The organism is Kitasatospora sp. NPDC051705 (assembly GCF_044453265.1).
GTDB lineage: Bacteria > Actinomycetota > Actinomycetes > Streptomycetales > Streptomycetaceae > Kitasatospora.
On sequence record NZ_JBITCO010000003.1, the window covers coordinates 304,575 to 330,406 of the forward strand.

Annotated in this window: 24 protein-coding genes; 13 read left to right on the forward strand and 11 right to left on the reverse strand. The window is 74.5% G+C overall.

All coding sequences use genetic code 11. The features are described 5' to 3' along the window. Positions 1–82 precede the first annotated feature (82 nt). From ACIA8Q_RS06295 to ACIA8Q_RS06310, 4 genes are read right to left on the reverse strand one after another with little or no spacing between them, the layout of a single operon-like run. On the reverse strand, positions 83–847 hold the full coding sequence (locus tag ACIA8Q_RS06295; RefSeq protein WP_396316827.1) for a glucose 1-dehydrogenase: 765 nt from the start codon (positions 845–847) through the stop codon (positions 83–85). Next, positions 844–1,479 carry a TetR family transcriptional regulator gene (locus tag ACIA8Q_RS06300; protein WP_396316828.1) on the reverse strand — a complete coding sequence of 212 codons (636 nt, stop codon included), beginning with the start codon at positions 1,477–1,479 and terminating at the stop codon, positions 844–846. The genes ACIA8Q_RS06295 and ACIA8Q_RS06300 overlap by 4 nt, the downstream gene beginning before the upstream one ends. Before the next feature lie 58 nt (positions 1,480–1,537). After that, entirely contained in the window at positions 1,538–2,770 is a 1,233-nt protein-coding gene (gene kynU / locus ACIA8Q_RS06305) for a kynureninase (protein WP_396316829.1), read from the reverse strand. Positions 2,771–2,778: 8 nt separating this feature from the next. After that, entirely contained in the window at positions 2,779–3,525 is a 747-nt protein-coding gene (locus ACIA8Q_RS06310) for a tryptophan 2,3-dioxygenase (RefSeq protein WP_396316830.1), read from the reverse strand. Positions 3,526–3,825: 300 nt separating this feature from the next. On the opposite strand from ACIA8Q_RS06310, the gene ACIA8Q_RS06315 reads away from it, so the two are divergent. Both ACIA8Q_RS06315 and ACIA8Q_RS06320 read left to right on the forward strand, forming a co-directional pair. Then, a complete protein-coding gene (locus ACIA8Q_RS06315; RefSeq protein ID WP_360220552.1) occupies positions 3,826–4,260 on the forward strand; it encodes an Lrp/AsnC family transcriptional regulator in 435 nt (144 codons plus the stop codon). A 52-nt stretch (positions 4,261–4,312) separates the two neighbouring features. Next, on the forward strand, positions 4,313–4,852 hold the full coding sequence (locus ACIA8Q_RS06320; RefSeq protein WP_360220555.1) for an NAD(P)H-dependent oxidoreductase: 540 nt from the start codon (positions 4,313–4,315) through the stop codon (positions 4,850–4,852). A gap of 50 nt (positions 4,853–4,902) precedes the next feature. Here ACIA8Q_RS06320 and ACIA8Q_RS06325 read toward each other — a convergent pair whose 3' ends face one another. Continuing rightward, the gene (locus ACIA8Q_RS06325; RefSeq protein WP_360220558.1) at positions 4,903–5,535 is read right to left on the reverse strand and encodes a MarC family protein; all 633 of its coding nucleotides are present in this window, start codon (positions 5,533–5,535) and stop codon (positions 4,903–4,905) included. 327 nt (positions 5,536–5,862) lie between these two features. Between ACIA8Q_RS06325 and ACIA8Q_RS06330 the strand changes: the two genes are divergently transcribed. The 3 genes from ACIA8Q_RS06330 (at position 5,863) to ACIA8Q_RS06340 (ending at position 9,403) form a co-directional block, all read left to right on the forward strand. Continuing rightward, positions 5,863–6,423, forward strand: coding sequence for a DoxX family protein (locus tag ACIA8Q_RS06330; protein ID WP_360220560.1), 561 nt, complete (start codon positions 5,863–5,865; stop codon positions 6,421–6,423). 176 nt (positions 6,424–6,599) lie between these two features. Next, a complete protein-coding gene (locus tag ACIA8Q_RS06335; protein ID WP_360220563.1) occupies positions 6,600–7,280 on the forward strand; it encodes a hypothetical protein in 681 nt (226 codons plus the stop codon). Positions 7,281–7,585: 305 nt separating this feature from the next. Continuing rightward, entirely contained in the window at positions 7,586–9,403 is a 1,818-nt protein-coding gene (locus ACIA8Q_RS06340; protein WP_360220566.1) for a glycosyl hydrolase family 18 protein, read from the forward strand. Here ACIA8Q_RS06340 and ACIA8Q_RS06345 read toward each other — a convergent pair. Beyond that, positions 9,319–9,969, reverse strand: coding sequence for a MarR family winged helix-turn-helix transcriptional regulator (locus ACIA8Q_RS06345; protein WP_396316831.1), 651 nt, complete (start codon positions 9,967–9,969; stop codon positions 9,319–9,321). The two genes, ACIA8Q_RS06340 and ACIA8Q_RS06345, sit on opposite strands and share 85 nt — an antisense overlap. A 158-nt stretch (positions 9,970–10,127) precedes the next feature. On the opposite strand from ACIA8Q_RS06345, the gene ACIA8Q_RS06350 reads away from it, so the two are divergent. The 4 genes from ACIA8Q_RS06350 (at position 10,128) to ACIA8Q_RS06365 (ending at position 14,766) form a co-directional block, all read left to right on the forward strand. Next, on the forward strand, positions 10,128–11,420 hold the full coding sequence (locus ACIA8Q_RS06350; protein ID WP_360214498.1) for an MFS transporter: 1,293 nt from the start codon (positions 10,128–10,130) through the stop codon (positions 11,418–11,420). Positions 11,421–11,577: 157 nt separating this feature from the next. Next, positions 11,578–13,188, forward strand: a complete 1,611-nt coding sequence (locus ACIA8Q_RS06355; protein WP_396316832.1) for a dolichyl-phosphate-mannose--protein mannosyltransferase — start codon at positions 11,578–11,580, stop codon at positions 13,186–13,188. Next, positions 13,167–13,976: an ABC transporter permease gene (locus tag ACIA8Q_RS06360; protein ID WP_360214502.1), complete on the forward strand. Its 810-nt coding sequence runs from the start codon at positions 13,167–13,169 to the stop codon at positions 13,974–13,976. The genes ACIA8Q_RS06355 and ACIA8Q_RS06360 overlap by 22 nt, the downstream gene beginning before the upstream one ends. A 199-nt stretch (positions 13,977–14,175) precedes the next feature. Next, a complete protein-coding gene (locus ACIA8Q_RS06365; protein ID WP_360214628.1) occupies positions 14,176–14,766 on the forward strand; it encodes a TMEM165/GDT1 family protein in 591 nt (196 codons plus the stop codon). Positions 14,767–14,876: 110 nt separating this feature from the next. Here ACIA8Q_RS06365 and ACIA8Q_RS06370 read toward each other — a convergent pair whose 3' ends face one another. After that, complete coding sequence (locus ACIA8Q_RS06370) at positions 14,877–15,971, reverse strand: hypothetical protein (protein WP_360214504.1); 1,095 nt, start codon at positions 15,969–15,971, stop codon at positions 14,877–14,879. A 322-nt stretch (positions 15,972–16,293) separates the two neighbouring features. Between ACIA8Q_RS06370 and ACIA8Q_RS06375 the strand changes: the two genes are divergently transcribed. Then, complete coding sequence (locus tag ACIA8Q_RS06375; RefSeq protein WP_396316833.1) at positions 16,294–18,366, forward strand: MFS transporter; 2,073 nt, start codon at positions 16,294–16,296, stop codon at positions 18,364–18,366. 60 nt (positions 18,367–18,426) lie between these two features. Here the strand turns inward: ACIA8Q_RS06375 and ACIA8Q_RS06380 are convergent, their stop codons facing one another. Next, positions 18,427–18,903 carry a MarR family winged helix-turn-helix transcriptional regulator gene (locus ACIA8Q_RS06380; RefSeq protein WP_360214506.1) on the reverse strand — a complete coding sequence of 159 codons (477 nt, stop codon included), beginning with the start codon at positions 18,901–18,903 and terminating at the stop codon, positions 18,427–18,429. Positions 18,904–18,966: 63 nt separating this feature from the next. Here ACIA8Q_RS06380 and ACIA8Q_RS06385 point away from each other — a divergent pair, with 63 nt between their 5' ends. Both ACIA8Q_RS06385 and ACIA8Q_RS06390 read left to right on the forward strand, forming a co-directional pair. Next, positions 18,967–19,377: a cupin domain-containing protein gene (locus ACIA8Q_RS06385; protein ID WP_387898141.1), complete on the forward strand. Its 411-nt coding sequence runs from the start codon at positions 18,967–18,969 to the stop codon at positions 19,375–19,377. Positions 19,378–19,467: 90 nt separating this feature from the next. After that, positions 19,468–19,791 (forward strand): antibiotic biosynthesis monooxygenase, encoded by a 324-nt coding sequence (locus tag ACIA8Q_RS06390; protein ID WP_360214510.1) that lies wholly within the window; start codon positions 19,468–19,470, stop codon positions 19,789–19,791. A gap of 76 nt (positions 19,792–19,867) precedes the next feature. On the opposite strand, the gene ACIA8Q_RS06395 is transcribed toward ACIA8Q_RS06390, so the two are convergent. From ACIA8Q_RS06395 to ACIA8Q_RS06405, 3 genes are all read right to left on the reverse strand, one after another. Beyond that, the gene (locus ACIA8Q_RS06395; protein WP_396316834.1) at positions 19,868–20,746 is read right to left on the reverse strand and encodes a LysR family transcriptional regulator; all 879 of its coding nucleotides are present in this window, start codon (positions 20,744–20,746) and stop codon (positions 19,868–19,870) included. A 157-nt stretch (positions 20,747–20,903) separates the two neighbouring features. Beyond that, a complete protein-coding gene (locus ACIA8Q_RS06400) occupies positions 20,904–23,720 on the reverse strand; it encodes a glycoside hydrolase family 3 C-terminal domain-containing protein (RefSeq protein WP_360214514.1) in 2,817 nt (938 codons plus the stop codon). Positions 23,721–23,997: 277 nt separating this feature from the next. Beyond that, complete coding sequence (locus ACIA8Q_RS06405) at positions 23,998–24,948, reverse strand: helix-turn-helix transcriptional regulator (RefSeq protein ID WP_360214516.1); 951 nt, start codon at positions 24,946–24,948, stop codon at positions 23,998–24,000. Positions 24,949–25,037: 89 nt separating this feature from the next. Between ACIA8Q_RS06405 and ACIA8Q_RS06410 the strand changes: the two genes are divergently transcribed. After that, a complete protein-coding gene (locus ACIA8Q_RS06410) occupies positions 25,038–25,793 on the forward strand; it encodes an SDR family NAD(P)-dependent oxidoreductase (RefSeq protein ID WP_396316835.1) in 756 nt (251 codons plus the stop codon). Positions 25,794–25,832 lie beyond the last annotated feature (39 nt).

A 25,832-nucleotide genomic window follows, 5' to 3' on the forward strand; every position in this document is an offset into this window, starting at 1 on the left:
CCTCCCTTGGTGCTGACGGACGGTCAACCGGGAGGCTTCCCAAGGATGATGGGCGTCGAACTTTACCTGGACATGACGTGTGTCACTGTCCCATGACGTACCGGACGGTCGGGCCGGTGGTCCAGCCGCCGTCCACCGCGAGCTCGGCGCCGGTGACGTAGGAGGCGTCGTCGGAGAGCAGGTAGACCACGGCGGTGGCGATCTCGGGCGCCTCGCCGACCCGGGCCATCGGGGTGTTGGGGTAGTTGCCCTCGCCGCGCCGGATGCCGACCGCGGCCGTCATCGGGGTGTAGGTCATGCCCGGGTGCACCGAGTTGACCCGGATCCGCTCGGCGCCCAGCTCGACCGCACCGATCTTGCTGAGGCCGCGGACGCCCCACTTGGAGGCGCCGTAGCCGGCGGTCAGCGCCAGGCCCATCAGGCCGGCGGCCGAGGAGATGTTGACGATCGAGCCGCCGCCGGCCGCGCGCATCGCCGGGACGACGGTCCGCATGCCGATGAACACGCCGGTGAGGTTGACCTCGACGACCCTGCGGAAGTGCTCGACGCTCTCCTCCGCCAGCAGGGAGCCGGTGGAGATCCCGGCGTTGTTGACCAGGCCGTGCACGGCGCCGAACTCCGTCACCGCGTGGTCCACCACGCGCTGCCAGTCCTCCTCCGAGGTCACGTCGTGCCGGACGAACCTCGCCCGCTCGCCGAGTTCGGCGGCGACGGCCCCGCCGTCCTCGGCCAGGACGTCGGTGATCACCACGTTGCCGCCGGCCGCGACCGCGAGCCGGGCGGCCTCGGCACCCAGGCCACGGGCGCCTCCGGTGATGATGACGGTCCTGCCGGTCAGGTCGTTCACGTCGTGCTCCTCTGGGGGGTGGGGGCGGAGAGCATGGCGACGGACACCGTCACCAGGTCGGCCAGGAAGGTCTCCTCGTCGGTCAGGGGGGCGGCCCCGGCGGCGTACTGCCGCGCCCGGTCGGCCAGCGCCGCGCCGACCAGCGTCAGCGTCAGGTCGATCCGCTCCAGCCGGACGGGTTCCGGCAGGGTGCGGACCCGCTCCTCCACCAGTCCGATCAGCCGCCAGTAGCCGCCGCCGGCGAGGGTGGGGTGCGGGGTCCGGGTGCGGACCCCGTTGCTGCGGCTGACCTGGGCGGAGATCCGCAGGCAGTGCCGGCCCCGTTCGGTGCGCAGTTCGGTGGCCTCGGCCGCGACGAGGGCGCCGAGCAGTCCGGTCAGGTCCGCGTCCGCGAGTGCGGGCAGACGCGGCGCGAGGGCCTGCTCGGCGCGTTCCTGGCGGCCGGCCATGATCGCGTCGAGCAGGCCCTCGCGGGAGCCGAAGTGGTACTGCACGGCGGACGGGTTGCTCTGCCCCGCCAGTCGGGTGATGTCCCTGGTCAGTGCGGCTTCCACGCCGCGGGTGGCGAAGAGTTCCTCCGCCGCCCGCAGCAGCCTCTCGCGGGTCTCGTGGCCCGCCGACGTCCTTGCCATGCCCGCAACTTTAATGCTGGGCATTATTAACGGCAAGGAACGCCCTCCGCCCCCGGGCTCAGGTCACCTCGCCCCGGCGGGAGAACCGCTCCGCCCGCCACTCGCCGCTCTCCAGCACCTCGGCCAGCTGCCGGGCCGCGTCCCAGACGTCGGTGTACGAGAGGTAGAGCGGGGTGAAGCCGAAGCGCATCAGGTCCGGCGCGCGGAAGTCGCCGATCACGCCGCGCTCGATCAGCGCCTGCACCACCGGGTAGCCGTCGGCGTGCCGCAGCGCCACCTGGCTGCCCCGGCGGGCGTGCTCGCGCGGGGTGGCCACCTCGACCCCGTCCAGGCCCTCGACCAGACCGATGAACAGGTCGGTCAGCGCCAGGCTCTTGGTCCGCACGGCGGCGAGGTCGGCCCGCTCCCAGACGTCCAGGCTGGCCTCCAGGGCGGCTTGGCCGAGCAGCGAGGGCGAGCTGGTGAGGAACCGGCCGATGCCCGGCTTCGCCTCGTACCCGGGCTCGAAGGCGAACGGGCGGGCGTGGCCGAACCAGCCGCTCAGCGGCTGCAGCGGACCGGCCGCCAGGTGCCGCTCGGCGACGTAGAGGAAGGCCGGCGAGCCCGGGCCGCAGTTCAGGTACTTGTAGGTGCAGCCGACCGCGAAGTCCGCCCCGGCGGCGCCGAGTTCGACCGGCACCGCGCCGACCGAGTGGCAGACGTCCCAGATCATCAGCGCGCCCGCGGCCTGCACCCGGGCGGTGATCCCGGGCAGGTCCAGCAGCTCGCCGGTGCGGTAGTCCACGTGGGAGAGCACCACCGCGGCGACGTCGCCGTCCAGGTGCCGGTCCAGCTCCTCCGGCCTGATCAGCACGCTGCGCGCGCCCTCGACCAGCCCGGTGACGCCCTCGGCGATGTACAGGTCGGTCGGGAAGGCCTCGCCGTCGCCCAGCACCGTGCCCCGCCCGGGGCGCAGCCGCAGCGCGGCCGACAGCACCTTGAACAGGTTGACCGAGGTGGTGTCGCAGACGACCACCTCCTGCGGCGCGGCCCCGACCAGCGGCGCGATCCGGCGCCCGAGCCGGTACGGCTGCTCGAACCAGCCGGCGTCGTTCCAGCTGCGGATCAGCTCCCGGCCCCACTCCTCCTCGACCACCTGGCGCACCCGCTCCGGGGTCCGCACCGGCAGCGCGCCGAGCGAGTTCCCGTCCAGGTAGACGACGCCGTCCGGCAGGGCGAACTCCTTGCGGAACGCCGCCAGCGGGTCGACGCCGTCCAGCGCCGCGCACTCCTCGCGAGTGATCATGCCCATCCCCTCGTTCACAGCTCGTCCCGGATCGTCCACAGCTCCGGGAACACGTCCTGTTCGGCCGACTTGCGCAGCCAGGTCAGCCCGCTCGAGCCGCCCGACCCGGGCTTGCCGCCCATCGTCCGCTTCACCGCGGACAGGTGGCGCTGGCGCCAGCGGGTGACCCGCTCGGCGACGTCCAGCAGCGCCTCGCCGAGCGGCTGCAGGGCCGCGTGCTCCGGGTCGGTGTAGACCAGGCGCCAGGCCGCCGCGACCTCCTCGGAGGGGCGGTAGCGCTGCGCGGAGGGCTCCGCGCGCAGCGGCAGCCCCCGGCGGGCCAGCAGGGCCAGCGCGTCGTCGTACAGGCTGGGCGCGCGCAGCGCCTCGTCCAGTTCGGCCCGGGTCTGCGGCATCCCGTCGTACATCGACAGCAATGCGGGGTTCTTGTTGCCGAGCAGGAACTCCAGGTGCAGGAAGGCCGAGGACTGGAAGCCGGAGGCCTCGCCGAACGCCGGGCGGAAGGCGTTGAACTCCTGCGGGGTCATGGTGGCCAGCAGGTCCCAGGACTCCACCAGCACGTTCTGCGCGTGGGCGCCGCGCCGCAGGGCGGCCAGTGCGGCGGGCAGGTCGTCCTCGCGCAGCGCCTGCTGGGCGAGCGTCCACTCGTGCCGCACCAGGTCGAACAGCAGCTCCATCACCTGGGTGGTGACGATGAACGACAGCTCGGCCGGTATCTTGCTCTGCGGCTGCTGCAGGCTGTGCAGCTCCTCCAGGCGCACGTACCGGGAGTACGGTGTGCCGCGACCCGGTTCCCCACGCCGACCGAACGACAGGTTGGGTGTCTCCACCGTGTCGTGCCCCATCCCGATTCCTCCTGATCCACCCGGGCGCGTCGCCCGGACCGGCGACCAGGCGGACGGCCTGGTTCCGCCGGGGAGGCCATTGTGCGGCGGTGCCACCCCCGGCTTGAATGGTCGACGGACACCGCAACCGGTCTCGCGGCTGTCGTTTGCGAGGCGTTCGGCGGATTCGCTTTACGATCGCAAAACCACTCGTTTTCAGTCACTCAGGGAGCCGCCGTGGACGCCGTGGACCGCCGCCTGCTGGCCGAGCTGCAGACCGACGCCCGGCTCTCCTACAACGAACTCTCGCGCCGGGTGAGCCTGTCCGCACCCGCGGTGGCCGAACGGGTCCGCCGGCTGGAGGCGGACGGGGTGATCACCGGCTACCACGCCCACGTGGACCTCACCCGGGCCGGCCTGCCGATCACCGCGCTGGTCCAGATCCAGTGCTACGGCCCGCGCTGCGTGCTGCGCGACCCGCAGGTGGCCGCCTGGCCGGAGGTGCTCCAGCTCCACCGGGTCACCGGCGGGGCCTGCTGCGCCCTGCTGGTCGCGGTGCCCACGATGGCCGAATTCGAGGCCCTCTGCGACCGGCTCGGCGGCTACGGCCAGCCGTCCAGCTCGATGATCCTCTCCAGCCCGGTGCCCTGGCGCCCGGTGGTCGCGCCGTAGGGCGTCCCGTCCGGCGGCCCGGGGCCGGGCGGGGCGCGGTAGGTTCCTCGGCATGTCGAACGAGCGTCACGTCCTGCTGCTGTCCGGGAGCCTGCGCGCCGGTTCCACCAACGAGACGGTGCTGCGCACCGCCGCCGCCGTGGCGGCCGCCACGGCGGGCGTGCGGGCCACGTACTTCGAAGGGCTGGCCGCGCTGCCGCACTTCAACCCCGACCACGACACCGACCCGCTGCCCGGGCCGGTGGCCGACCTGCGCGCGGCCGTCGCGGCCGCCGACGCGCTGCTGATCTGCACCCCCGAGTACGCCGGCACGCTGCCCGGCTCCTTCAAGAACCTGCTGGACTGGACGGTCGGCGGCACGGAGATCTCGGACAAGCCCTCGGCCTGGATCAACGCGGCCGGCCCGGGCCGCGGCGGCGGCGCCGAGGCGACCCTGCGCACCGTCCTCGGCTACACCGGCGCGGCGGTCGTGGACGGGGCCTGCGCCAGGATCCCGCTGGACCGCCAGGCCGTCGGCCCGGACGGACTGGTCGCCGACCCGCTGGTGCGCGAGCGGATCGGCGAGGTGCTGGCCAGGCTGACCGCGGGCTGACGACGGGCCGGGTGGCGGGCCGACGACGGGCCGAGGGCGGGCGGCCGGGCTCAGTGCGCCTCGGGCAGGTGCACGCCGAGCCCGGACAGCCCGTTCAGGAACAGCTCCACGCCGACCGCCGCCAGCAGCAGCCCGAGCAGCCGGGAGAGCACCTCCAGCGAGGTGCGGTGGGTGCGCCGCATCAGCGGTGCGAGCAGGGCCACGCAGACGTAGTTGATCACCACGACCGCGACGTAGGCCCCGGCGACGGTGGCCTTCCAGCCCCAGTCGTCCTTGGCGAGCGAGGCGACCAGGACGGCGGTGACCGCGAGCGGGCTGGCGATGTACGGCAGCAGCAGTTCGCGGATGCCGTCCACCAGCGGGTTCCGCAGGTGCTCGGCGTCCTCGTCGTCGGCGCCGAGGTGGAGGCCGAAGACCAGCGCGACCGCGTAGATGAAGAAGATCGTCCCGCCCGCGAGCTGCAGCGACTGGTCGCTGATGTGGAACAGCGTGCTGACCTCGTCCGCGGTGAAGCCGAGCACCAGGCCGATCAGCGCCGAGATGACCGTGCTCCACGCCGCCAGCCGCCGCAGCTCCCGGGTGCTCCGGGTGGTGGCCAGCCGGGCGAAGGCCAGCAGGACCTTCGGCGGGCCGACCACGGCGAAGAAGGCGATGAAGGCGCTGCTCAGGTTGAAGACGAACATGCGCCAAGCATGACCGCGCCGGTCGGCGCGGCAGCTCCGCCACGCCCCGCGGCCGGGCGCGGCGTGGTGCGGGCCGCTCCTGACGCGGATCGGGCGGCCGCGGACCGGGCGGCCGGGGGGCGGACGGTGCGGCCCGGACGGGCGCGGTCGGGAGCGGCGCGCGGAGGGCCGACGGGGGCGTGATGCGGCCGGTCCGCGGTTCATTCCGCGAACCGGCCGGATTCCCCCGGATGGCGGTCCCGGCTCGAACGGGTGCGCGCTCTCGGTTGCTATGGAGGCAGGCTGCGCCAACGGGCGGGCGGCCCCGCGCGGAAACGAGGATCCGAGATGTGTCTGAACCGTAGGGACCTGGGCCTGCTGGCCCTGCGCGGTGCGGTCGGCGGGGTGCTGATCGCGCACGGTACCCAGAAGCTGTTCGGCTGGTTCGGCGGTGGCGGCCTGGAGGGCACCACCGCGGCGATGGAGCACATGGGGTTCCATCCGGCCCGGCAGAGCGCGATCGCGGCGGGCGTCGGCGAGGCCGGCGGCGGCGCCCTGCTGGTGGCCGGACTCGCCACCCCGGCGGCCGGGGCGGTGGTGGCCGGGACGATGGCGGGCGCGGTGGCCGTGCACGCGCCGGCCGGCTTCTTCGTGACCTCCGGCGGCTACGAGTACCCGGCCTTCCTGGGCGCGACCGGGCTGGCGCTCGGCCTGGCGGGCCCGGGGCGGTACTCGCTGGACCACCTGAGCGGCCACGCCTTCGACCGGCCGTGGGTGGGCCTGCTGGCCTTCGTGGCGAGCGCCGCCGGGGCCTACGGCGTGGTGGCCCGGCGCCGGCACGTGGTGCGGCTGCGCGAGGAGCGCGCCGCGGTGGAGGCGGACGAGCAGGAGGGCTCGGGCCTGTCCTGACAGCGGCCCGGCGGCGGTGCCTCCCGGTGGGGCGGTGCCTCGCGGCGGCGGTGCCGGTGCCTCCCGGCGGCGTCACCCGGAGGCACCAGCCCTGCTGGCGGGCCCCGTCCGGCGCTCCGAGGGTGGGCGCAGAGGTGTGCCGGGCAGCCCGGCGCCGGGCAGAATCGAGGAACCGCATGAACCGCCAGCCGCTCACCCGGGGCCCGTCCGGGCCGCGCACCGGCACGCAGCACAGGGTCACCGCACAGCGCCCGGACGCGCGCGCCGGCGGGCGGCCGCCGCACCGCCGGCAGCGGGCCGCGGCCGGGGTGCTGGCCGCCGTCGCGGCCGGCGCACTGGTGCTGGCCGGGTGCTCCTCCGGCAGCAGCCCGAGCAGCGTGGCCTCCTCGGCGGTCTCCGCGGTGGAGAAGGGCGCCTCGGCCGCGGCCTCCGCGGCCTCGGCGCTGGGCTCGGCGGCCGGCGGCGCCGGGTCGGCGCTCGCCTCGGCGGAGGCGCGGGTCTCCTCGGCGCTCGCCTCGGCCGGGTCGCAGGCCTCCTCGGCGGTGGCCTCGGCCTCCTCGGCGATCGCCGGGATCAAGGGCGGGCTGGACGCCAAGGGCGACGTGACGGTCGACGGGGTGACGAGCGTGTCGGGCGGCAAGGCGCAGGCGGCGCTGACCGTCACCAACCACGGGCAGCAGTCGTACCGGTACCTGATCCAGGTGAACTTCACCGACGACTCGGGCCAGGTGCAGGACGCGACCGTGGTGACGGTCCAGGACGTGGCGGCCGGTCAGACCGCCCAGGCCGTCGCCTCCAGCAACCGGGACCTGTCCGGGACGGTGAAGGCCGTGGTGGCCAACGCGGTGCGGTACTGACCCGCAGGTCGGCGGGGGTGGCCGGGGGCGACCGAACCTTAAGCGCGGCTCAAGCCCCAACATCACCCCTTGACGGGGGAGTTGGTCTAGTCCATTTTTAATGCCCAGGTGCAGGGAGCCCCTGAACCGGCGTCACCGGCCTCGTGCCGGGGGCGCCGGTTCGGCACATCCCGGTGTCCGTCAGGCCTGATCCCGCTGATCCCGCTCGATCCCCACCCCTGATCTGTCATGTCCCGGTCGTCCGGCCCCACCCCGGACGCTGCCCACCGGGCGACGGAACCCCCACAACCAGGAGTCACGCACCCATGCTGCGTTCACGCATTGAAAGGGCCGGGGCCCCGGCTCCGGAGGGCGGCCGTCGGCGCCGCCCGAAGAGCCTGGCCGCCATCGCGGCCGGCACCGCCGCCTCCGTGCTGCTCGGCGCGGGCCTCGCGCTGACCGGCGGCGGCGCGGCCAACGCCGCGACCACCAACAGCACCGGCGCGCCCGCCACCAGTGGCGGCATCAAGGTCGCCTACTTCGACCAGTGGTCGATCTACGCGAACGCGTACTACCCCAAGACCATCCAGGACACCGGCGTCGCCGGGAAGCTGGACTACATGATCTACTCGTTCGCCAACATCCACCCGACCGACCTCGGCTGTTTCGAGGCGACCAAGGCGGCGAGCACCGACGACAACAACCCCAACGCGGGTGACGGCGCCGGCGACGCGTTCGCCGACTACCAGAAGAGCTTCGGCCCGGACATCGCGGTCGACGGCGTCGGTGACGTCTGGGGCCAGCCGATCGCGGGCAACTTCAACCAGCTGAAGAAGCTGAAGGCGAAGAACCCCAACCTCAAGGTCCTGATCTCGCTGGGTGGTTGGACCTACTCCAAGTACTTCTCGGCGGCCGCCGCCACCGACGCCTCGCGCAAGCACCTGGTGTCCTCCTGCATCGACATGTTCATCAAGGGCAACCTCCCCTCGGACGCCGGCTACGGCGGCCCGGGCTCGGCGGCCGGCCTCTTCGACGGCGTCGACATCGACTGGGAGTACCCGGGCGGCGGCGGCCACACCGGCAACATCTCCAGCCCGGCCGACAAGCAGAACTTCACCCTGCTGCTTCAGGAGTTCCGCAACCAGCTGGACGCCCAGGGCAAGGCCAACAACAAGACCTACGCCCTGTCCGCCGCGGTCGGCGCCGGCCAGGACAAGATCATGAACGTCGAGACCGACAAGGTCGGCCAGTACCTCACCTTCCTCGACGTCATGACCTACGACATGCACGGCGGCTGGGACGCCCAGGGCCCGACGAACCACCAGGCCCCGCTCTACTCCGGCCCGAACGACCCGATGACCCCGGCCAAGCCGGGCCACGGCAAGTACTCGATCGACAACGCCATCAAGGCCTGGACGGCCGGCGACGCGGACTACGGCATCCCCGGCGGCTTCCCCGCCAAGAAGATCAACATGGGTGTCCCGTTCTACTACCGCGGCTGGACCGGCGTCGCCAACAACGGCAAGAACGGCCTCTTCCAGCCCGCCGCCAACCCGGCGGCCGGTGCGGCGATGTCCGGCAACGTCCCCGGCATCCAGATGTACAAGGAGCTCGGCGGCTTCGTCGACAACCCGTCCAAGACCTTCTGGGACGACGACGCGAAGGCCACCTACTTCTACGACGGCACCACGTTCTGGAGCGGTGAGGACGCCCGCTCGATCCAGGCCAAGGCCGACTACGCGCACTGCAACGGCCTCGGCGGCTCCTTCGCCTTCTCGCTGTACGACCTGGGCACCAAGACCGCGCTGTTCGACAAGATGGTCGACGCCACCAACGGCTCCGCCGCGTCCTGCCCGGCCGCGCCGAGCCCGACGCCGACCCCGACCGGCACGGCCACCCCGACCCCCACGGGCACGCCGACCAGCACCCCCACGTCGACCCCGACCGGCACTCCGACCAGCACCCCGACCTCGCCGGCCGGCTGCCCGGCCGCCCCGAGCTGGGACGCCGGCACCACCTACGCGGCCGGCGGCACCAAGGTCTCCTGGAAGGGTCACTACTACACCAACAAGTGGTGGACCAAGGGCGACGACCCGAGCCTGAGCGGCCAGTGGGGCGTCTGGACCGACAACGGTCCCTGCTGACCGACGCACCACGCGCCGGGGGTGCGCCCGAGGGCGTCCGGCTGGCTCTCCTCGATCCGCCGCAGCATCCGGGCCAGGAGCCCGGACAGCACCGCCCGCTCCTCGCCGGTGATGTCCTGGAGCAGCTCCTCCTCGAAGACCGCCGCCATCCGCATCGACTCCAGCCACTTGTCGCGGCCGTTCTCGGTCAGTTCGATGATCACCCGCACTCGGTTGCTCTCGTCCCGCTCCCGGGTGACCAGGTCCTCGGCCACCATGCGGTCGATCCGGTGGGTCATCGCGGCCGGGGTGAGCCCGAGCCGCTTGGCGAGCTCGCCCGGTCCGAGCCGGTACGGGCTGCCCGAGACCACCAGGGCCTTGAGCACCTCCCACTCGGCGGCCGTGATCCCCAGCACAGTCAGCTGCCGGTCGTAGGCCACGCCCATCCGCCGGGCGACCCGGGAGAGGGTCTGCACGATGGTCTCCACCTGGGGGTCCACGGTGGGGAATTCCCGCTGGTAGACGGCCACCTGCTCGGCGATGCCGAGCTCCCGGTCGGTGGCCGGCGCGGGCTTGTCCGTAGTCATGCGGACCAGTGTCGCACGGGGGCGTGCATCTCTTAAGCCTTTGACTCCGCAGTCTTCCGGTGCTAAGACTTTATCTCGTCAAACTTTAGCTCTGAAATCTTCTGGACTTAAGAGTATCCAGTTGAAGCCAGGAAGGGATGTGCACGGTGATCGGCACGGTGAAGCAGCAGAGGCAGCAGCGACGTGGGGCGGGCAGCCCGCTGCGCCGCGTCCAGATCGGCAACGCGCTCAGCGCGTTCGGCAGCGGGTTCACGATGCCGTACATGTTCGTGTACGTGGACCAGGTGCGCGGGCTGGGCTCGCTGGCCGCCGGGATGGTGTTCACCGTCTTCGCGCTGGCCGCGCTCGCCGTGCTCCCGTTCACCGGCCGCGGCATCGACCGGTACGGCCCCCGCCCGGTCCTGCTGGCCGGCACGGCGCTCGCCGCCACCGGCGCGTTCGCCTTCGGCCACGCCACCGGCACCCCGGCGCTGCTGGTCGCGTCCTTCCTGTTCGGCGCGGGCGTCACCACCTGCCAGCCGGCGCTCGCCACGATGATCGTCCGCTGCTCGACGGCCGCGACCCGCTCGCACGCCTTCGCGCTGCAGTTCACCCTGGTCAACCTGGGCATGGGCATCGGCGCGCTGGTCGGCGGGCAGATCGTGGACGTCGCCGACCCGGCCAGCCTCACCCGGCTGTTCACCATCGAGGCGGCGACCTTCCTCGGCCTGGCCCTGGTCACCGGCACCGCCCGGATGCCGGCCGCCCCGCTGACCGTCCTGCACGGGAAGGCGGACGGCCCGACCGGCCTGCGCGCCCTGGTCGCCGACAAGGCGATGCTGCGGCTCTGCCTGCTCGCCGGGCTGATCTTCTTCACCTGCTACGGCCAGTTCGAGTCCGGTGTCGCGGCCTTCGCCACCGACACCGTCGGCACCGCGCCCTCCACCCTCGGCTTCGCGATCGGCGCCAACGCGCTGACCATCGTCGTCCTGCAGATGTTCGTGGTGCGGATCACCGCGCGCCGCCGCCGCACCACCGCGATGGCCGCGGCCGGCGTGGTCTGGCTCGGCGCCTGGACGATGGCCCTGGTCGCCGGCCTGATCCGGACCGAGACCATGGCCGCCACGGTCGCGATCGTCTCGATCTACGCGCTGTTCGGCGTCGGTGAGTCGCTGCTCGCGCCCACCATGGGCCCGATCGTCGCCGACCTCGCCCCGGCCCGGCTGCTCGGCACCTACAACGCCGGCTACGCCCTCGTGAAGCAGATCGCGATCGCGGTCGGCCCGGCCGTCGGCGTGCTGCTGGTCGGCTCCGGCACCTGGCCGCTCTACCTCGCGGCCATGGCGGGCTCCACGCTGCTGATCGTCGCCCTGGCGCTGCGGCTGCGCCCGCACCTCACGCCGGAGCAGGACAACGCCGCACCGGCCGTGGTCCGCGTCGCCCCGGTCCGGGAGCTGCAGACCGCCGCGTAGCAGAGCCGTTCGAACGGGCGCCGACCAGGTCACCTGGTCGGCGCCCGTCGCGCTTGGCTTCGCGACCACCGCCACATAGTGTCAGTGGCTGTTGGCCGCCCGGCCCCCGGCCGACGGGGCGGACCCGGGCACAGCAGACAGTCGGATCGGCGAGGCAATGACGCAAGCGGCGCTCACGCACCCCCCGGCGGCAGCGGCCCCCGCCGCCCCCGCACCGGCCCCGCGCCGGCTGCCCCCCTGGGTGGCCGACCACGCCGGCTGGCTCGGACCGATCGCCGTCGCGCTCTTCGCCGGCCTGCTGCGGTTCTGGAACCTCGGCTACCCCAACGCCTTCGTCTTCGACGAGACGTACTACCCCAAGGACGCCTGGTCGCTGCTCCGGCAGGGCTACGAGGGCAGCTGGCCGGACCACGCCAACACCGACATCCTGGCCGTCCCGCAGACCGTCCCGCTCACCCCCTCGCCCGAGTTCATCGCGCACCCGCCGCTCGGCAAGTGGGTGATGGCGATCGGCGAGCAGCTGTTCGGCCTGCACCCGTTCGGATGGCGGTTCATGACCGCGCTGCTCGGCACCGTCACCGTGCTGATGCTCGCCCGGATCGGCCGCCGGCTCTTCGGCTCCACCCTGATCGGCTGCACCGCCGCGCTGCTGATGGCCGTCGACGGCCTCCAGCTGGTGATGAGCCGGGTCGGCCTGCTCGACGGCATCCAGATGTTCTTCGTGCTGGCCTCCTTCGGGAGCCTGCTGATCGACCGCGACCACGTCCGCGCCCGGCTGGCCGGGGTCGCCGACGCCGACCGGGTCCGGCTGGGCCTGCGGCCCTGGCGGATCGCCGCCGGCGTCCTCGTCGGCGCGGCCTGCGCGGTCAAGTGGAACGGCGTGATGATCCTCGCCGCCTTCGGCCTGCTCACCGTCCTGTGGGACCAGTCCGGCCGCCGCGGAGCGGGTGCCCGCCGCCCGTGGCGCTCGATGCTGCGCCGGGACGCCGTCCCCGCCCTCCTCGCCATGGTCGGTTCCGCCCTGGTGGTCTACGTCGGCGCCTGGGGCGGCTGGCTCGCCAGCGGCGGCAACGGCGAGGGCGGCTACGACCGGCACTGGGCCGACGGGCGCGCCGGCCTGTCCCCGGACCGCTTCCTGGGCGTCCCGCTGCCGCAGGTGCCGATGAGCTGGGTGCCGGCGGCGCTGCGCAGCCTCTGGCACTACCACTCGCAGATGTACGACTTCAACACCGGCCTGAGCACCCCGCACACCTACCAGTCCAACCCCTTCAGCTGGCTGGTGGTCGGGCGCCCGGTCTCCATGTACTGGGAGCAGGTCCCGAACGGCCAGCGCGGCTGCACCGACTCCGGCGGCTGCGCGGCGCAGATCCTCGGCCTCGGCACCCCGCTGCTCTGGTGGACGGCCTGCTTCGCCCTGGTCTACCTGCTGTGGCGCTGGTTCTTCCGCCGGGACTGGCGCTCGGGCGCCGTGCTGTGCGCGGTGGCCGGGATCTACCTGCCCTGGTTCCAGTACCAGGAGCGGACGGTCTTCTCCTTCTACATGGTCGTCCTGGTGCCGTTCCTGTGCCTGGCCGTCGCCCAGATGCTCGGCGCGATCCTGGGCCCGCCCGGGTGCAGCCCCGAGCGCCGCCGGATCGGCGCGGCCGGGGCCGGGCTGATCGTGCTCGCCATCGTCGGCTGCTTCGCCTTCTTCTACCCGCTGTACACGGCGGAGGTGATCCCGATGTCGTCCTGGCAGGACCGGATGTGGTTCACCAGCTGGATCTGACGCCGGTGGCGCTGGCCGCCCAGGGGGGCCAGCTGCTGCCCGTCACCCCGGTGCTCGGGGCGGTCACCGCCGTCCTGCTGCTGGCCGCCGTCGCGGTGGCCGGGTGGGGCCTGCTCGGGCACGGGCACGCGGTGCTGCGGGCCGGGCTGCGGGCGGTCGTGCAGCTGGCCGCCGTCGCCGCGGTGATCACCTGGGTGGTCGGCTCGCTCTGGTGGTCGGCGCTCTTCGTGCTGCTGATGTTCACGGTCGCGGTGCGTACCGCCGGGCGGCGGATGACGCCGGGCCCCGGCTGGGTCTGGGCGGCCGCCCCGATCGGCGCCGGGGTGCTGCCCGTCCTGGGCCTGCTGCTGGCCGTCGGGCTGCTGCCGCCGAAGGGCCTGTCGGTCATCCCGGTCGCGGGCATCCTGATCGGCGGCGGGCTCACCGCCACCTCGCTGGCCGGGCGGCGGGCCCTGGACGAGCTGCGGCAGCGCCGCGGCGAGGTGGAGGCCGCGCTGGCGCTCGGCTTCGAGGACCGCGACGCCCGGCTGGAGATCTGCCGCACCGCCGCCGCGACCTCGCTGGTGCCCGCGCTCGACCAGACCCGCACGGTGGGCCTGGTCACCTTGCCCGGGGCCTTCGTCGGGATGCTGCTCGGCGGCGCCTCGCCCGTCCAGGCGGGGGCGGTGCAGCTGTTCGTGCTGGTCGGGTTGCTGGCGGTGGAGTCGGTGGCGATCGTGGTGGTGCTGGAACTGGTGGGCCGCGGACTGGTGGCCGCCGGGGCACCGGGCGACGTCGGGTACCCTTGACGACGTTGAAGGGGAGTAGCCCTCCACCGGACCGTCGACACACTGGCCCCCCGGGGCCCGGCGCCCGGGGCACCCGTACCTCCGGGTCGGTGCCGGCGAGACCTTCGGCCGCAGTGCTGTGACCATGACCAGTGCTGTCGGGCCGAGGCGTCCCCTGACGGAGCTGCGGAGGCCGGGCAGCCCGACCGAGGGAATCCCCCTGATGAGCCTGACCGTTGCCGCGTTGACCTTCGGCATCATCTTCCTGGCCGAACTGCCGGACAAGACCGCCCTGGCCAGCCTGGTGCTCGGTACCAAGTACCGCGCGAGCTACGTGTTCGCGGGCATCGCCGCCGCCTTCGCCCTGCAGGTGGGCCTCGCGCTCGCCGCCGGGCACCTGCTCTCGCTGCTGCCGCAGCGCTGGGTCGAGGGCGTCACCGGCGTGCTGTTCCTGGCCGGCGCGGCGATGCTGCTGTTCCACGGCGGGGGCGAGGACGAGGACGGCCACGCCGCCAAGGAGCCCTCCTCGAACAGCTTCTGGAAGGTGGCCGGGGCGAGCTTCGTGGTCGTCGCGGTGGCCGAGTTCGGCGACCTGACCCAGATCATGACCGCCAACCTGGCGGCCAAGTACGCCGACCCGCTGGCCGTCGGCCTGGGCTCCTGGCTGGCGCTGTGCGCGGTCGGCGGGGTCGCCATCGTGGGCGGGCAGAAGCTGCTGAAGCACGTGCCGATGAAGCTGATCATCCGGGTCGCGGCGTCGATCATGGTGGTGCTGGCGGGCGTCAGCATCGTCAAGGCGATCACCGGCTGACGCCCGGTCGGCCACTCTCCGGCGACGGGCCGGGCGGTCGCCCTCCGGCGGACGGCCCGGCTGGTCGCCGTCCGGCGGACGGCCGCCCGGGTTCCGGGGGCGCCGGCCGGTCAGCAGCCCGGGTCGGCCTCCAGGGCGGCCCGGGTCTTCGGCCCGTAGACGTTCTTCTCGCCCTTGATCCGGTTGTAGTTCTGGTAGTCCGTCAGCACCGACTGGGTCCAGTAGTCGAAGGTGCCGGTCACGATCGACTTGTCGACGAATCCGCATTCGGCGGCCCACAGGCGCTGCTGCATGTCCTTCACGTCCGGGCCCGACATCCCGAGCTGCAGCACCCGGGTGGTAGCGGTCGGCGTCGGGGTGGCGGTCGGCGACGGGGTGGTCGTCGGCGTCGGGGTCGGGGTGGGCGTGGGGGTCGGCGTGGCGGCCGGGGCCGGGGGAGCGGCCGGCGGGGCCTGACTGGTCGCCACCGGGGAGGGCGTCCTCGTCGGACTCGGCCGGCTCGTCCTGGTCGGCGTCGGGCTCGGCGCCTCGCTGGTCGGCGGCTGCGCGCTCGGGGTCGGCACCGCCGGGGTGGTCGGATCCACCGGGGCGGGCGCCAGGGTGGTGGTGGGCAGCGGCTGCGCCTGCCGGTGGCCCGCCCCGGGCGAGGGCGTCACCGCGTAGGCGATGCCGACGGTCAGCGCCAGCAGTCCCGCACCGGCCCCGGCCAGCACCAGCTTGTGCCGGGCGAGCGGGTTCTGCGCGGACTGCTCGGCCGCCCGGCGCGCGGCCCGGCCGCCGGCCCGGTCGGGGTCCTCCGCCGCCGGCGCCGCGTACTCGAACGGGAAGACGCCGAGGTCGCCGCCGGGCGGGGCCTGCGGCGGCGCCGCCGCGGCGTAGGCGCCCGGCCCGGAGGCGGGCACCGGCGGCAGCACGGTGGTGGCGTAGGCGTCGGCGTCCGGCCCGAGCGGCGGGGCCACCGGCGCGGCGGGCCCGGCCGGGGGCGCGACCGGCGGGAGCAGTGCGGTGGCGAAGGCGTCCGCCGCGGGGAATCCCGCGGCGGCCCCGTCGGTGGGCCGGCCGGCCGCCTGCGCCACGTAGGGGCGGACCAGCGGCGGGCCCTCCAGGTGCGGGAGGACGGCCGTCTCGGTGAGGCTCGGGTCCGGGAGGCAGCCGCACCCGGTGGAGCGTGCGGTGCCGCACGTCGGGCAGTGCTGGTCCGGCATCGGCCGGCCCTCCTCGGTACTCGGGTGGTCTCCGGGGCGGTCCCGGGCTCACGATCGCGGTGCCCCCCGGCCCACGATCGCGCCTGATTATGCAGGACGTCCCGGAGGGTGGACAGGGGCGTCCGACCCCGGGTGGGGGTGTTGTGCCGGTTGGTGGTGGTTGGCTCCTGATGAACGGTCGGGGAGGAGCGGATGTCCCCCGTGCTTACGTTCGGCTCAACCACGAGGCGCAAACCAGGGCATTTCTGACAGCATGGTGAGCTGGGAGTGATCATCCGCCCGGACCGCCGCGTCGGCCGGCCCGCGACCCTACGGAGACGCCATGACGGACCCGCTCGCCGCGTCCGACCGGGGCCCGGCGCCCGCGCCCGGGCCGCCGGAGGTCACCGTCCCCAACCTGTGGCTGCCGATCGGCGCCCTGCTGCTGGCGATGCTGCTCGCCGCCCTCGACCAGACCATCGTCTCCACCGCGCTGCCCACCATCGTCAGCGACCTCGGCGGCCTGGAACACCTCTCCTGGGTGGTCACCGCCTACCTGCTGGCCTCCACCGCCGCCACCCCGCTGTGGGGCAAGCTCGGCGACATGTACGGCCGGAAGCGCTTCTTCCAGGCCTCCATCGTGATCTTCCTGCTGGGCTCCGCCCTCTGCGGAGCGGCGCAGGACATGGGGGAGCTGATCGCCTTCCGCGCCCTGCAGGGCCTCGGCGGCGGCGGTCTGATGGTGCTCTCCCAGGCCATCGTCGGCGACCTCGTCTCACCCCGGGACCGCGGCAAGTACCAGGGCCTGTTCGGTGCCGTCTTCGGCGTCACCAGCGTCCTCGGCCCGCTGCTCGGCGGGCTGTTCGTCGACCACCTCAGCTGGCGCTGGGTCTTCTACGTCAACCTGCCGATCGGCGCCGTCGCCCTGGTGGTCATCGCGGTGGTGCTGCACGGGCGGGAGGTCAGGCGCCGGCACCGGATCGACTACCTCGGCACCGCGCTGATCGCCGCCGTCGCCACCTGCCTGGTGCTCATGACCTCGCTGGGCGGCACCACCTGGGCCTGGAGCTCCTGGCAGGTCGTCGGCCTCGGGGTGCTCGGGCTGGTGCTGCTGCTGGCCTTCGTCGAGGTCGAGCGGACGGCCGAGGAGCCCGTGCTGCCGCTGCGGCTGTTCCGCTCCCGGACGTTCAGCCTGGTCGCGGTGATCTCCTTCGTGGTCGGCTTCGCGATGTTCGGCGCGCTCACCTACCTGCCGACCTTCCTCCAGGTCGTCATGGGGGTCTCGCCCACCCTGTCCGGCATCCACATGCTGCCGATGGTGCTCGGCATGCTGGTCACCTCGATCGGCTCCGGCCAGGTCGTCGCCCGCACCGGCCACTACCGGGCCTTCCCGATCGCCGGTACGGCCGTCACCACCGTCGGCCTGCTGCTGCTCTCCCGGCTCGACGAGCACAGCAGCACCGCCGAGATGAGCCTCTACTTCCTGGTCTTCGGCCTGGGGCTGGGGCTGGTGATGCAGGTGCTGGTGCTGATCGTGCAGAACTCCGTCGGCTACCAGGACCTCGGCGTGGCCACCGCCGGCGCCACGTTCTTCCGCTCCATCGGGGCCTCCTTCGGCGTCTCCGTCTTCGGGACGGTCTTCGCCGGCGGACTGCGCGACCGGCTCGCCGACGCCCTGGCCGGTGTGCCGCTGCCGCCCGGCTTCGACCCCGACGCCATCACCTCCGACCCGCGGGTGATCACCGCCCTGCCGGCCGCCGTCCAGGAGAGCGTCCACCACGCGTACGCCGAGTCGATCACCCGGGTGTTCCTCTACGCGGTGCCCGTCACGGCGGTCGCCTTCGTGCTCTCGCTGTTCCTGCGCGAGCAGCCGCTGCGCTCCACCGTCACCGCGCCCGACCTGAGCGAGTCCATCGGCCTCAACCCGGTCGAACGCTCCTCGCTGGACGAGATCGCCCGGGCCCTCTCGGTGCTGAACACCCGCGAGGCCCGGCGCGACCTCTTCCGGCGGATCACCGCCACCGCCGGGCTCGACCTGCTCCCGGCCTCCAGCTGGCTGCTGCTGCAGATCCACCACCACGGCTCGGTCGAGCCGGCGGAGCTCGCCGAGCACCGGGTCGTCCCGTTCGCCGTCGTGGAGGCGGCGGTCCGGGAGGTCGAGGGCCGCGGCCTGGCGGCCCGCTCCGGCGGCCTGCCGCTGCGGCTCACCGAGGCCGGGGAGGAGGCCGCGCTGAAGCTGGTCGCCGCCCGGCGCGCCCAGCTCTCCGAACTGCTCGGCGACTGGGACGAGCAGCAGTACGCCGACCTCGCCGACCTGCTCACCCGGCTCAGCTCCGCGCTCTGCGCCGACCGGCGCGACCGCCCCGACCGGGTCGAGCCCGAGCCGCCGAACTTCGCGGAGGGCCGGACGCTCTAGGCGCGGTCGTTCCGGGCGCTGTCGTTCCGGAGGCGTAGGGCCCGGGCCGGTGGGCGACCGTCAGGGGCCCCCGAACCACCGGGCGGTGTCGAGGCGGAACGGGTCGCCGGGGGCGAGCAGCCGCAGACCGGCCTCCAGCTCGCGCAGCCGCTCCTCGCCGAGGGCGGCGGACCACTCGGCGCGCAGCTCGTCGAAGATCCGGGCCGAGCGGACCAGGCAGTCGACGCCCCGGGCGGTGAGGCGGACCACCTTGCGGCGGGCGTCGGCCGGGTCCGCGGCGCGTTCGACGTAGCCGAGCTGCTCCAGGTGCTCGACGGTCTTGCCGGCGGCCTGCTTGGAGACGCCGAGGCGGCGGCCGAGCTCGACGGCGGTGGTGCCGTCCGGTCCGATCGCCTGGAAGACGAAGCCGTGCGTCGGGCGCAGGTCGGGGTGGCCCTCGCGGGCGATGCGTTCGTGCAGCTCGTCGATGATCGTGCGGAACGCGGACAGCAGGCGCAGCGGCAGCTCGAAGCCGGGCGGGGCGGGTTCACTTGACACGATAGACAACCTCATTGACCATATAGACAACGCCATTGACCATCTTAGGGGGATTCCTCAGCCATGCCCGTCATCCGTCACGCCGAAGCCCGCCGCACCGAGACCCCCAACGCCGTCATGACCACCTACGCCTCGCCCACCCAGGGCTCGACCGGCCTCGCCCTGTGGCGCGTCGACATGCGCGCCGGCGGCACCGGCCCGCTGCACGCCATGGACGTCGAGCAGGTCTGGACCCTCCTCACCGGCTCCGCCACCGTCGACCTCGTCGAGGGCCCGGTCACCGTCGCGGCCGGCGACACCCTGGTCCTCCCGGCCGACACCGCCCGGCAGTTCACCACCGCCGACGGCTTCACCGCCGTCGTCGCCGGCCCCTCCCCGGCCCACGCCTACAACCCCGACGCCGTCACCCCCGAGGGCGCCTGCGCGATGGCCCCGCGCGACGCCGAGCGGGTCCTCCCGGCCTGGATCGCCTGAGCCGCCGCCCGGGCGGTGCGCCTCCGGGCCGCCGACCGCTTCGGGGCACCGCTCCGTTCCGTGCGCTGTTCGGTGGGGCAGGATGGAGCCATGAGCGTAGTCAAGATCAACGTACTGACCGTTCCCGCCGAGCAGCGCGAGGTGCTGGAGAAGCGCTTCGCCTCCCGCGCCGGTTCGGTCGAGGGCTCCGACGGCTTCGAGTGGTTCGAGCTGCTCCGCCCGGTCGAGGGCACCGACAGCTACCTCGTCTACACCCGCTGGCGTGACGAGGAGTCCTTCCAGGCCTGGATGGAGGGCCCGATGAAGTCGGCCCACCAGAACGGCGGCGAGGGCGAGGCGCCCAAGCGCCCCGCGGCCTCCGGCTCCACCCTCTGGTCCTTCGACGTCGTCCAGTCGGCGGGCCCGAAGGGCTGATCCGACGGCGGTGGCGGCGCGTCCCGGGGTTCCGGGGCGCGCCGTCGTGTGCGGCGGGACGCCCCGTCGGGCGCCGTCACGCGGCGGCGGGGCGGAGGACCTCGCGCAGGCCGGGGACGGGCTCGCGGTCGGCGCGCCAGACCAGCCGCAGCCGGAGCCCCGGCACCTCCAGGGGGAGCCGGACCAGGGTGCCCGAGGCGAGCTGCTCCCGGACCGCGAAGTCGGGGAGCAGGGCGATCCCGAGGCCCTGTTCCGCGCAGGCGCGGGTGACGGCGACACCGCCGGTGCGGACGCGCTCGACGTCGTTGCCGAGCAGGCGCTCCCCGGCGAGCCGGAAGGAGCAGGCGGGGGAGTCCACCAGCAGGTGCCGGCCGCGCAGGTCCTCGCGGTGGAGGCCGCCGGCGCGGCCGAGCGGGTGGGCCGGCGCGGCGACCAGCGAGAGCGGGACGTCGCACAGGTCCAGGTGGTCGAGCGGGGCGGGCGGCAGGTAGAAGCCGAGTTCGCCGAGCGGGCCCGCGGTGTCCAGGACGAGCGCCGCCTCCAGGGCCCCGGCGGCGACGCCGCCCAGCAGGCCGTCCCGGGCGGTGCCGGTGTGCAGTGAGACCGCCAGGTCGGGCCGGCGCTCGGCGAGGCGGGCCAGCACGGCGGGCACGTGGGTCGCCGCGACGGTCTCCAGGGCGCCGAGCCGCAGCCGGGGGCGGGCGGTGGCCACCTCCCGGCGGGCCTGGTCGGCCTGGTCGAGCAGGCGGCGGGACCAGGGCAGCAGCCGTTCGCCGGCGGCGGTGAGGGCCATTCCGCGCGGGGCCCGGTCGAACAGCTCGGTGCCCAGGCTCCGTTCCAGCGTCCGGATCTGCTCGGACACCGAGGAGGGTGCGAGGCCGAGCGCCACGGCCGCGCCGGTGACGGTCCGGTGGGCCACGACGGCCTCGAAGACGCGCAACTGACGGAATTCCACCCGGCACCCCTCGAACGTCCTTGCTGCTCGTTCCGCGGGACAGCGTACGGGTGGGACGCGTGGTCGCGTACGGGTACGACGGATCGTCACCACCGCACCGCCCCGGGCCCGGCGCGGGGGCCGGGGCCGGGTCCGGGGCGGTGCGGTGCGGGGCGGCTCAGGAGGGCAGGATCCAGCGCTGGTTGGCCCCGCCGTGGCAGTCCCAGATCTGCAGCCGGGTCCAGTCGGCGCTGCTGCCGTCGCGGGCGTCCAGACAGCGGCCGGAGAGCGGGTTGACGAGGGTGCCGTCCGGGCGCGGCTGCCAGTGCTGGGCTCCGGTGCCGTTGCACTCGTACAGCTGGACCGGTGTCCCGGCCGCGGTCCAGCCGTTGGTGACGTCCAGGCACTTGCCGAAGGCGTGCAGCGAGCCGTCCTGCTGGACGGTCCAGTCCTGGGCGCCGGTGGAGTTGCAGTGGTAGAGCTGGACGGTGGTGCCGTTGACGGTCGCGGCGCGGATGACGTCCATGCACTGGCCGGCGATGCCGGTCACCGGGCCGCTCGGCCGGGGGGTGTTCCAGCGCTGGTCGGCGGCTCCCGAGCAGTCCCGCAGGAGCAGCCGGCCGTCGGCGGCGGCCAGGCAGCGGCCGGAGGCGGGCTGGAACAGGGAGGCGTCCGGGCGGAGCCGCCACTCCTGGCCGGCGCCGCCGGTGCAGTCCCGCAGGCGCACCGCGGAGCCGTCGGCGGTGCCGGCCGGGGCGAGGCAGCCGCCCGGAAACGCGATGCCGCCGTCGGAGCCGACGGTGGCGTCCTGGGCCGCGGTGCCCGCGCAACCGGCCGACCGCACCGCCTCGTCCGGGTCCGCCGCGGCGACCTCGGCGTCCAGGCAGGACCCGTCGGCGCCGGTGATCCGGCCGGACCAGGTGGAGACGGCCGGGGAGCCCGGCACCTCGACCGCACCCTGCAGCCGCGGGGCCCGGGAGGAGGATCCGACGGTGAGGCCGTACCGGCCGCCGGGCACCTGCCAGCCGTGCACCCCGGAGTCCCAGACCGAGAAGTCCGGGCGCTCCAGCCGCAGCTCCACGTGGGTCGAACGGCCCGGCGCCAGGGTGACCTTGTCGAAGCCCTTGAGCTGCTGCGGCGGCTCCCCGGCGGCGGACGGGAAGGCGACGTACAGCTGCGGGACCTCGGTGCCGGTCCGGGTGCCCCGGTTGGTGACGTCGAAGCCGACCCGGACCCGGCCGGCGGCGTCCGGGCCCGTCACGGTGAGCCCGGAGTAGCCGAAGGAGGTGTAGGACAGGCCGTACCCGAAGGGGAACAGCGGCGGGGTGCCGGAGGCGTCGTACCAGCGGTAGCCGACGTCGAGCCCCTCGGTGTAGTGGTAGGCGCCGTCGGTGCCGGGGTACTGCGACGCGTCGCGGATCGGCGTGGCCGCGGCCGAGGTGGGGAAGGTGACGGGCAGCCGGCCGCCGGGGTCGACGTCGCCGAACAGCACGTCGGCGAGCGCGGTGCCGCTCTGTTCGCCCGGGTACCAGGCCTCGACGACCGCGGGGACGGAGTCCAGCCAGGGCATGGTGACGGGGCCGCCGGTGTCGAGCACCACCACCGTCCGGGGGTTGGCCTTGGCGACGGCCCGGATCAGGGCGTCGTCCGCCGGCGCGAGGTCCAGCGAACCGCGGTCGGCGCCCTCGGTCTCCTCGTCCCCGACCACGACCACCGCGACGTCCGCCCCGGCGGCCACCGAGGCGGCGGCGCCGGCGTCGTCACCCTTGTGGTAGCGCACCTGGACCCCGGCGCCGGCCCTGGCGGTGATCCCCTGGCGGGGCGTCACCGTGTAGCCGTCGTAGGGGGTGACGTGCGAGGAGCCGTAGCCGCCGGTGTAGCTGCGGTCGGCCCACGGCCCGATGACCGCGATCGAGTGCAGCCGGGAGGCGTCCAGGGGCAGTGCCGCGCCCTGGTTGCGCAGCAGGACCGTGCCGGCCGCGGCGGCCGTCCGGGCGTCGCGGGCCCCGGCGGCCGGATCGGCGGCGGGTGCCTGGCCGCCGTCCAGGGCCCCGGTGCGGACCATCAGCCGCAGCACCCGGCGCACCTGGTCGTCCAGGACCGCCGGGGCGAGCCGGCCGTCGGCCACGGCGGCGGGCAGGTCGGTGAACCAGGTGGAGCCGCCGAACTCCTGGTCCAGTCCGGCCGCAGCGGCGTTCACCGAGGAGTGGGTGGCGGGGTAGTCGGAGCCGACGACCCCGTCGAAGCCCCAGCGGCCCTTCAGCACGTCGCGCAGCAGCGGGAAGTTCTCGCAGGCCCAGACGCCCTCGACCGGGTTGTAGCCGCACATCGCCGACCAGGCACGGCCGTCCCGGACGGCCGCCCGGAAGGCCGGCAGCTCGATCTCGGTCAGCGTCCGCTCGTCGACCTCGGAGCTGTACGACTGCCGGTTGTCCTCCTGGTTGTTCGCCGCGTAGTGCTTGACCTGCGCCGCGACGCCCTGGGACTGGATGCCGCGTACCTCGGCGGCCGCGACCCGGGAGGCCAGGAACGGGTCCTCGCCGAGCGTCTCGAAGTTCCGGCCGCCCTGCGGGACGCGCACGATGTTCACCATCGGGGCGTAGAGCACCTGGTAGCCGCGGGCCCGTGCCTCGCGGCCCAGGACGGTGCCGTAGGTGGTGGCCAGGGCGGGGTCGAAGGCGGCGGCCAGGGCGACCGGCGCGGGCAGCGCGGTCGCCGGCAGGCCGTCCCGGACGCCGGCCGGGCCGTCGGAGAGCAGCAGCGGGGGGATCCCGAGCCGGGGCACGCCCTCGACGTAGCCCACCGAGTGGGCGTCGTCCGGCGCGGTGACGCCCAGCAGCAGCCGGGCCTTCTCGTCGGTGGTCAGTTGGGCGAGCAGGGCCTCGACCCGTTGTTCCGGGGAGGCCGCGGTGGCGGTCCTGGGGGTGGTGGGGGGTGTGGTGGGGGCGGGGGCGGGTGCGGCGACCGCGGTGGTGGTTCCGGAGGCGGTGGTCACCGTGAGGAGACAGCCACCGAGGCCGAGGCGGAGGGTTCGCGTCCAGGAGGAGGTTCGACGCATGGCGACACCGATCGATGAACTGCGGCCGTGTGGGGCGGCCGAGAAAATGTGACTGTCTGTCAAACTTACCCATGGTGAACGCCTGGTTACACGTCGTGCGGGGGTGTGTCGTGCAGGTCGGCGGGAGCGGAGGGCTTCCGCGGTGGGCGCCCTTCGTGTGCCCCCCGTCCGCCGAGGGCGGGGGCGATCGGGTTTCGGGACGCCCGGCGGGGCGTCAACCCGACTGCGGCGCGCGACGTTCGGCGGCGGGACCGCGGTGGCGGAACTCCGTCGGGGTGCATCCGTGGTGCGCGCGGAACCGGCGGGTCAGGTGCGGGTGGTCGGTGAACCCGGCGGCGGCCGCGATCTCGGCCAGCGGGAGCCGGGTGCGGCGGATCAGATGGCCCGCCACGTCCAGGCGCACGGCCGCGAGCTCCGCCTGGAAGCTGGTGCCCGCCCGGGCGAAGGCCCGCTGCAGCGAGCGCGGCGCCACCGCGAGCTCGCCGGCCAGCGCGGCGACGCGCCAGGCCGCGGCCGGCTCCCGGGCGAACCGGGCGCGGGCCGCGTCCACCAGGGCCCGTCCGGCCCGCGGCCCGGGGGTGGGCGCGGCGGTGGGGGCGGGCCGGTCCGACCACTCCAGTCGCCACCCGTGGATCTCCGGGGCCCCGCCGGGCCGCCAGGGGGCGTCCGCCGGAAGGGCCGTCGAGGCCGCCCCGAGCAGGGTGACGCGCACCGGGCCGTCGACCACCGCCCCCACCCCGGCGGCGTGCAGGGCGCAGACGAAGACCGTCTCGGCCACGGCCGGGCGACGCCCGAGGTAGGGCAGGTGCTCGACGGTCAGGCGGCCGGGTCGCAGCAGGGTGCTCGTCCGGTGGCCGGCGTGCAGCCACGGTTCGGCCAGGCTCGCCCGGGCGAGCAGGTCGGCGACGTCGGCGGCGCAGAGCAGCGCCCGCAGCCGGGCGTCCCGGGGGCGCTCGAACAGCCGGCGCGCGGCGTCGAGCACGGCGGCCGGCCCGCAGGAGTACAGGGCGCCGAGCAGCTCGCGGTGCAGGCCCTCGGGCACCGGTGCGCCCTCGGCGAGCAGCGCCCGGACGGTGCCGGCGGAGGGCGCGAGCGGGCCCCGGCCGTGCCGGAGCACCCCGTGCAGGGCGGCGGCGGCCAGCTCGGGGCTGACGGTGCGGGTCACCGGTCGGGCCCCGCCGGGCGGAGCGGCCAGGCGTGCGGCATGGCGCGATGGTACAAGTGCGGACCGGCCGGGGAGGCCATCGTGGGGGCATGAACGTGAACGGAAGACGCGTCCTGGTCACCGGCGGCACCAGCGGGGTCGGACTGGCCCTGGCGGCGGAACTGACGGCGGCGGGTGCGCGGGTGGCGGTCTGCGGCCGCCGTGTCGTCGAGGGCGGCGCGCCGCCGGCGGAGGGGGTGACGGCCCTCGCCGCCGACCTCGGGCGCCGCGGCGAGGCCGCCCGGGTGGTGGACCGGGCGGCGGCCGCGCTCGGCGGGCTCGACGTGGTCGTCGCCAACGCGGGCGTGCAGCACCTCGTCGACCTCACCGGCGGCCCGAGCGCCGCCGTCCTCGACCGGACCGCCGAGGAGATCGAGGTCAACCTCCGCTCGGTGGTGGAACTGGCCGTCGCGGCCTGGCCCCACCTGGCCGCCGGCGGTGGCGCCGAGCCCGCGGCCTTCGTCGCCGTCACCTCCGGACTGGCCTACGCCCCCAAGCGCTCCGCCCCCGTCTACTGCGCCACCAAGGCCGCCGTGCACACCCTGCTGCGGTCGCTGCGCTACCAGGCCGAGGAGTCCACCCCGTGGATCCGGGTCCAGGAGGCGGTCCTGCCGCTGGTCGACACGCCCATGACGGCCGGCCGGGACGGCGCCGTCCGCAAGATCCCGGCCGCCACCGCGGCCGCCGCCCTGCTGGAGGGCATCCGCCGGGGCCGCCCGACCATCCCGATCGGCGCCGCCCGCACGCTGCTGGCCCTGCTCCGGCTGCACCCCCCGACGGCGTACCGGCTGCTGCGCGACACCTGACGGCGCCGGCGGCGCGCGTACGGGCCGGTGGCCGGCGGG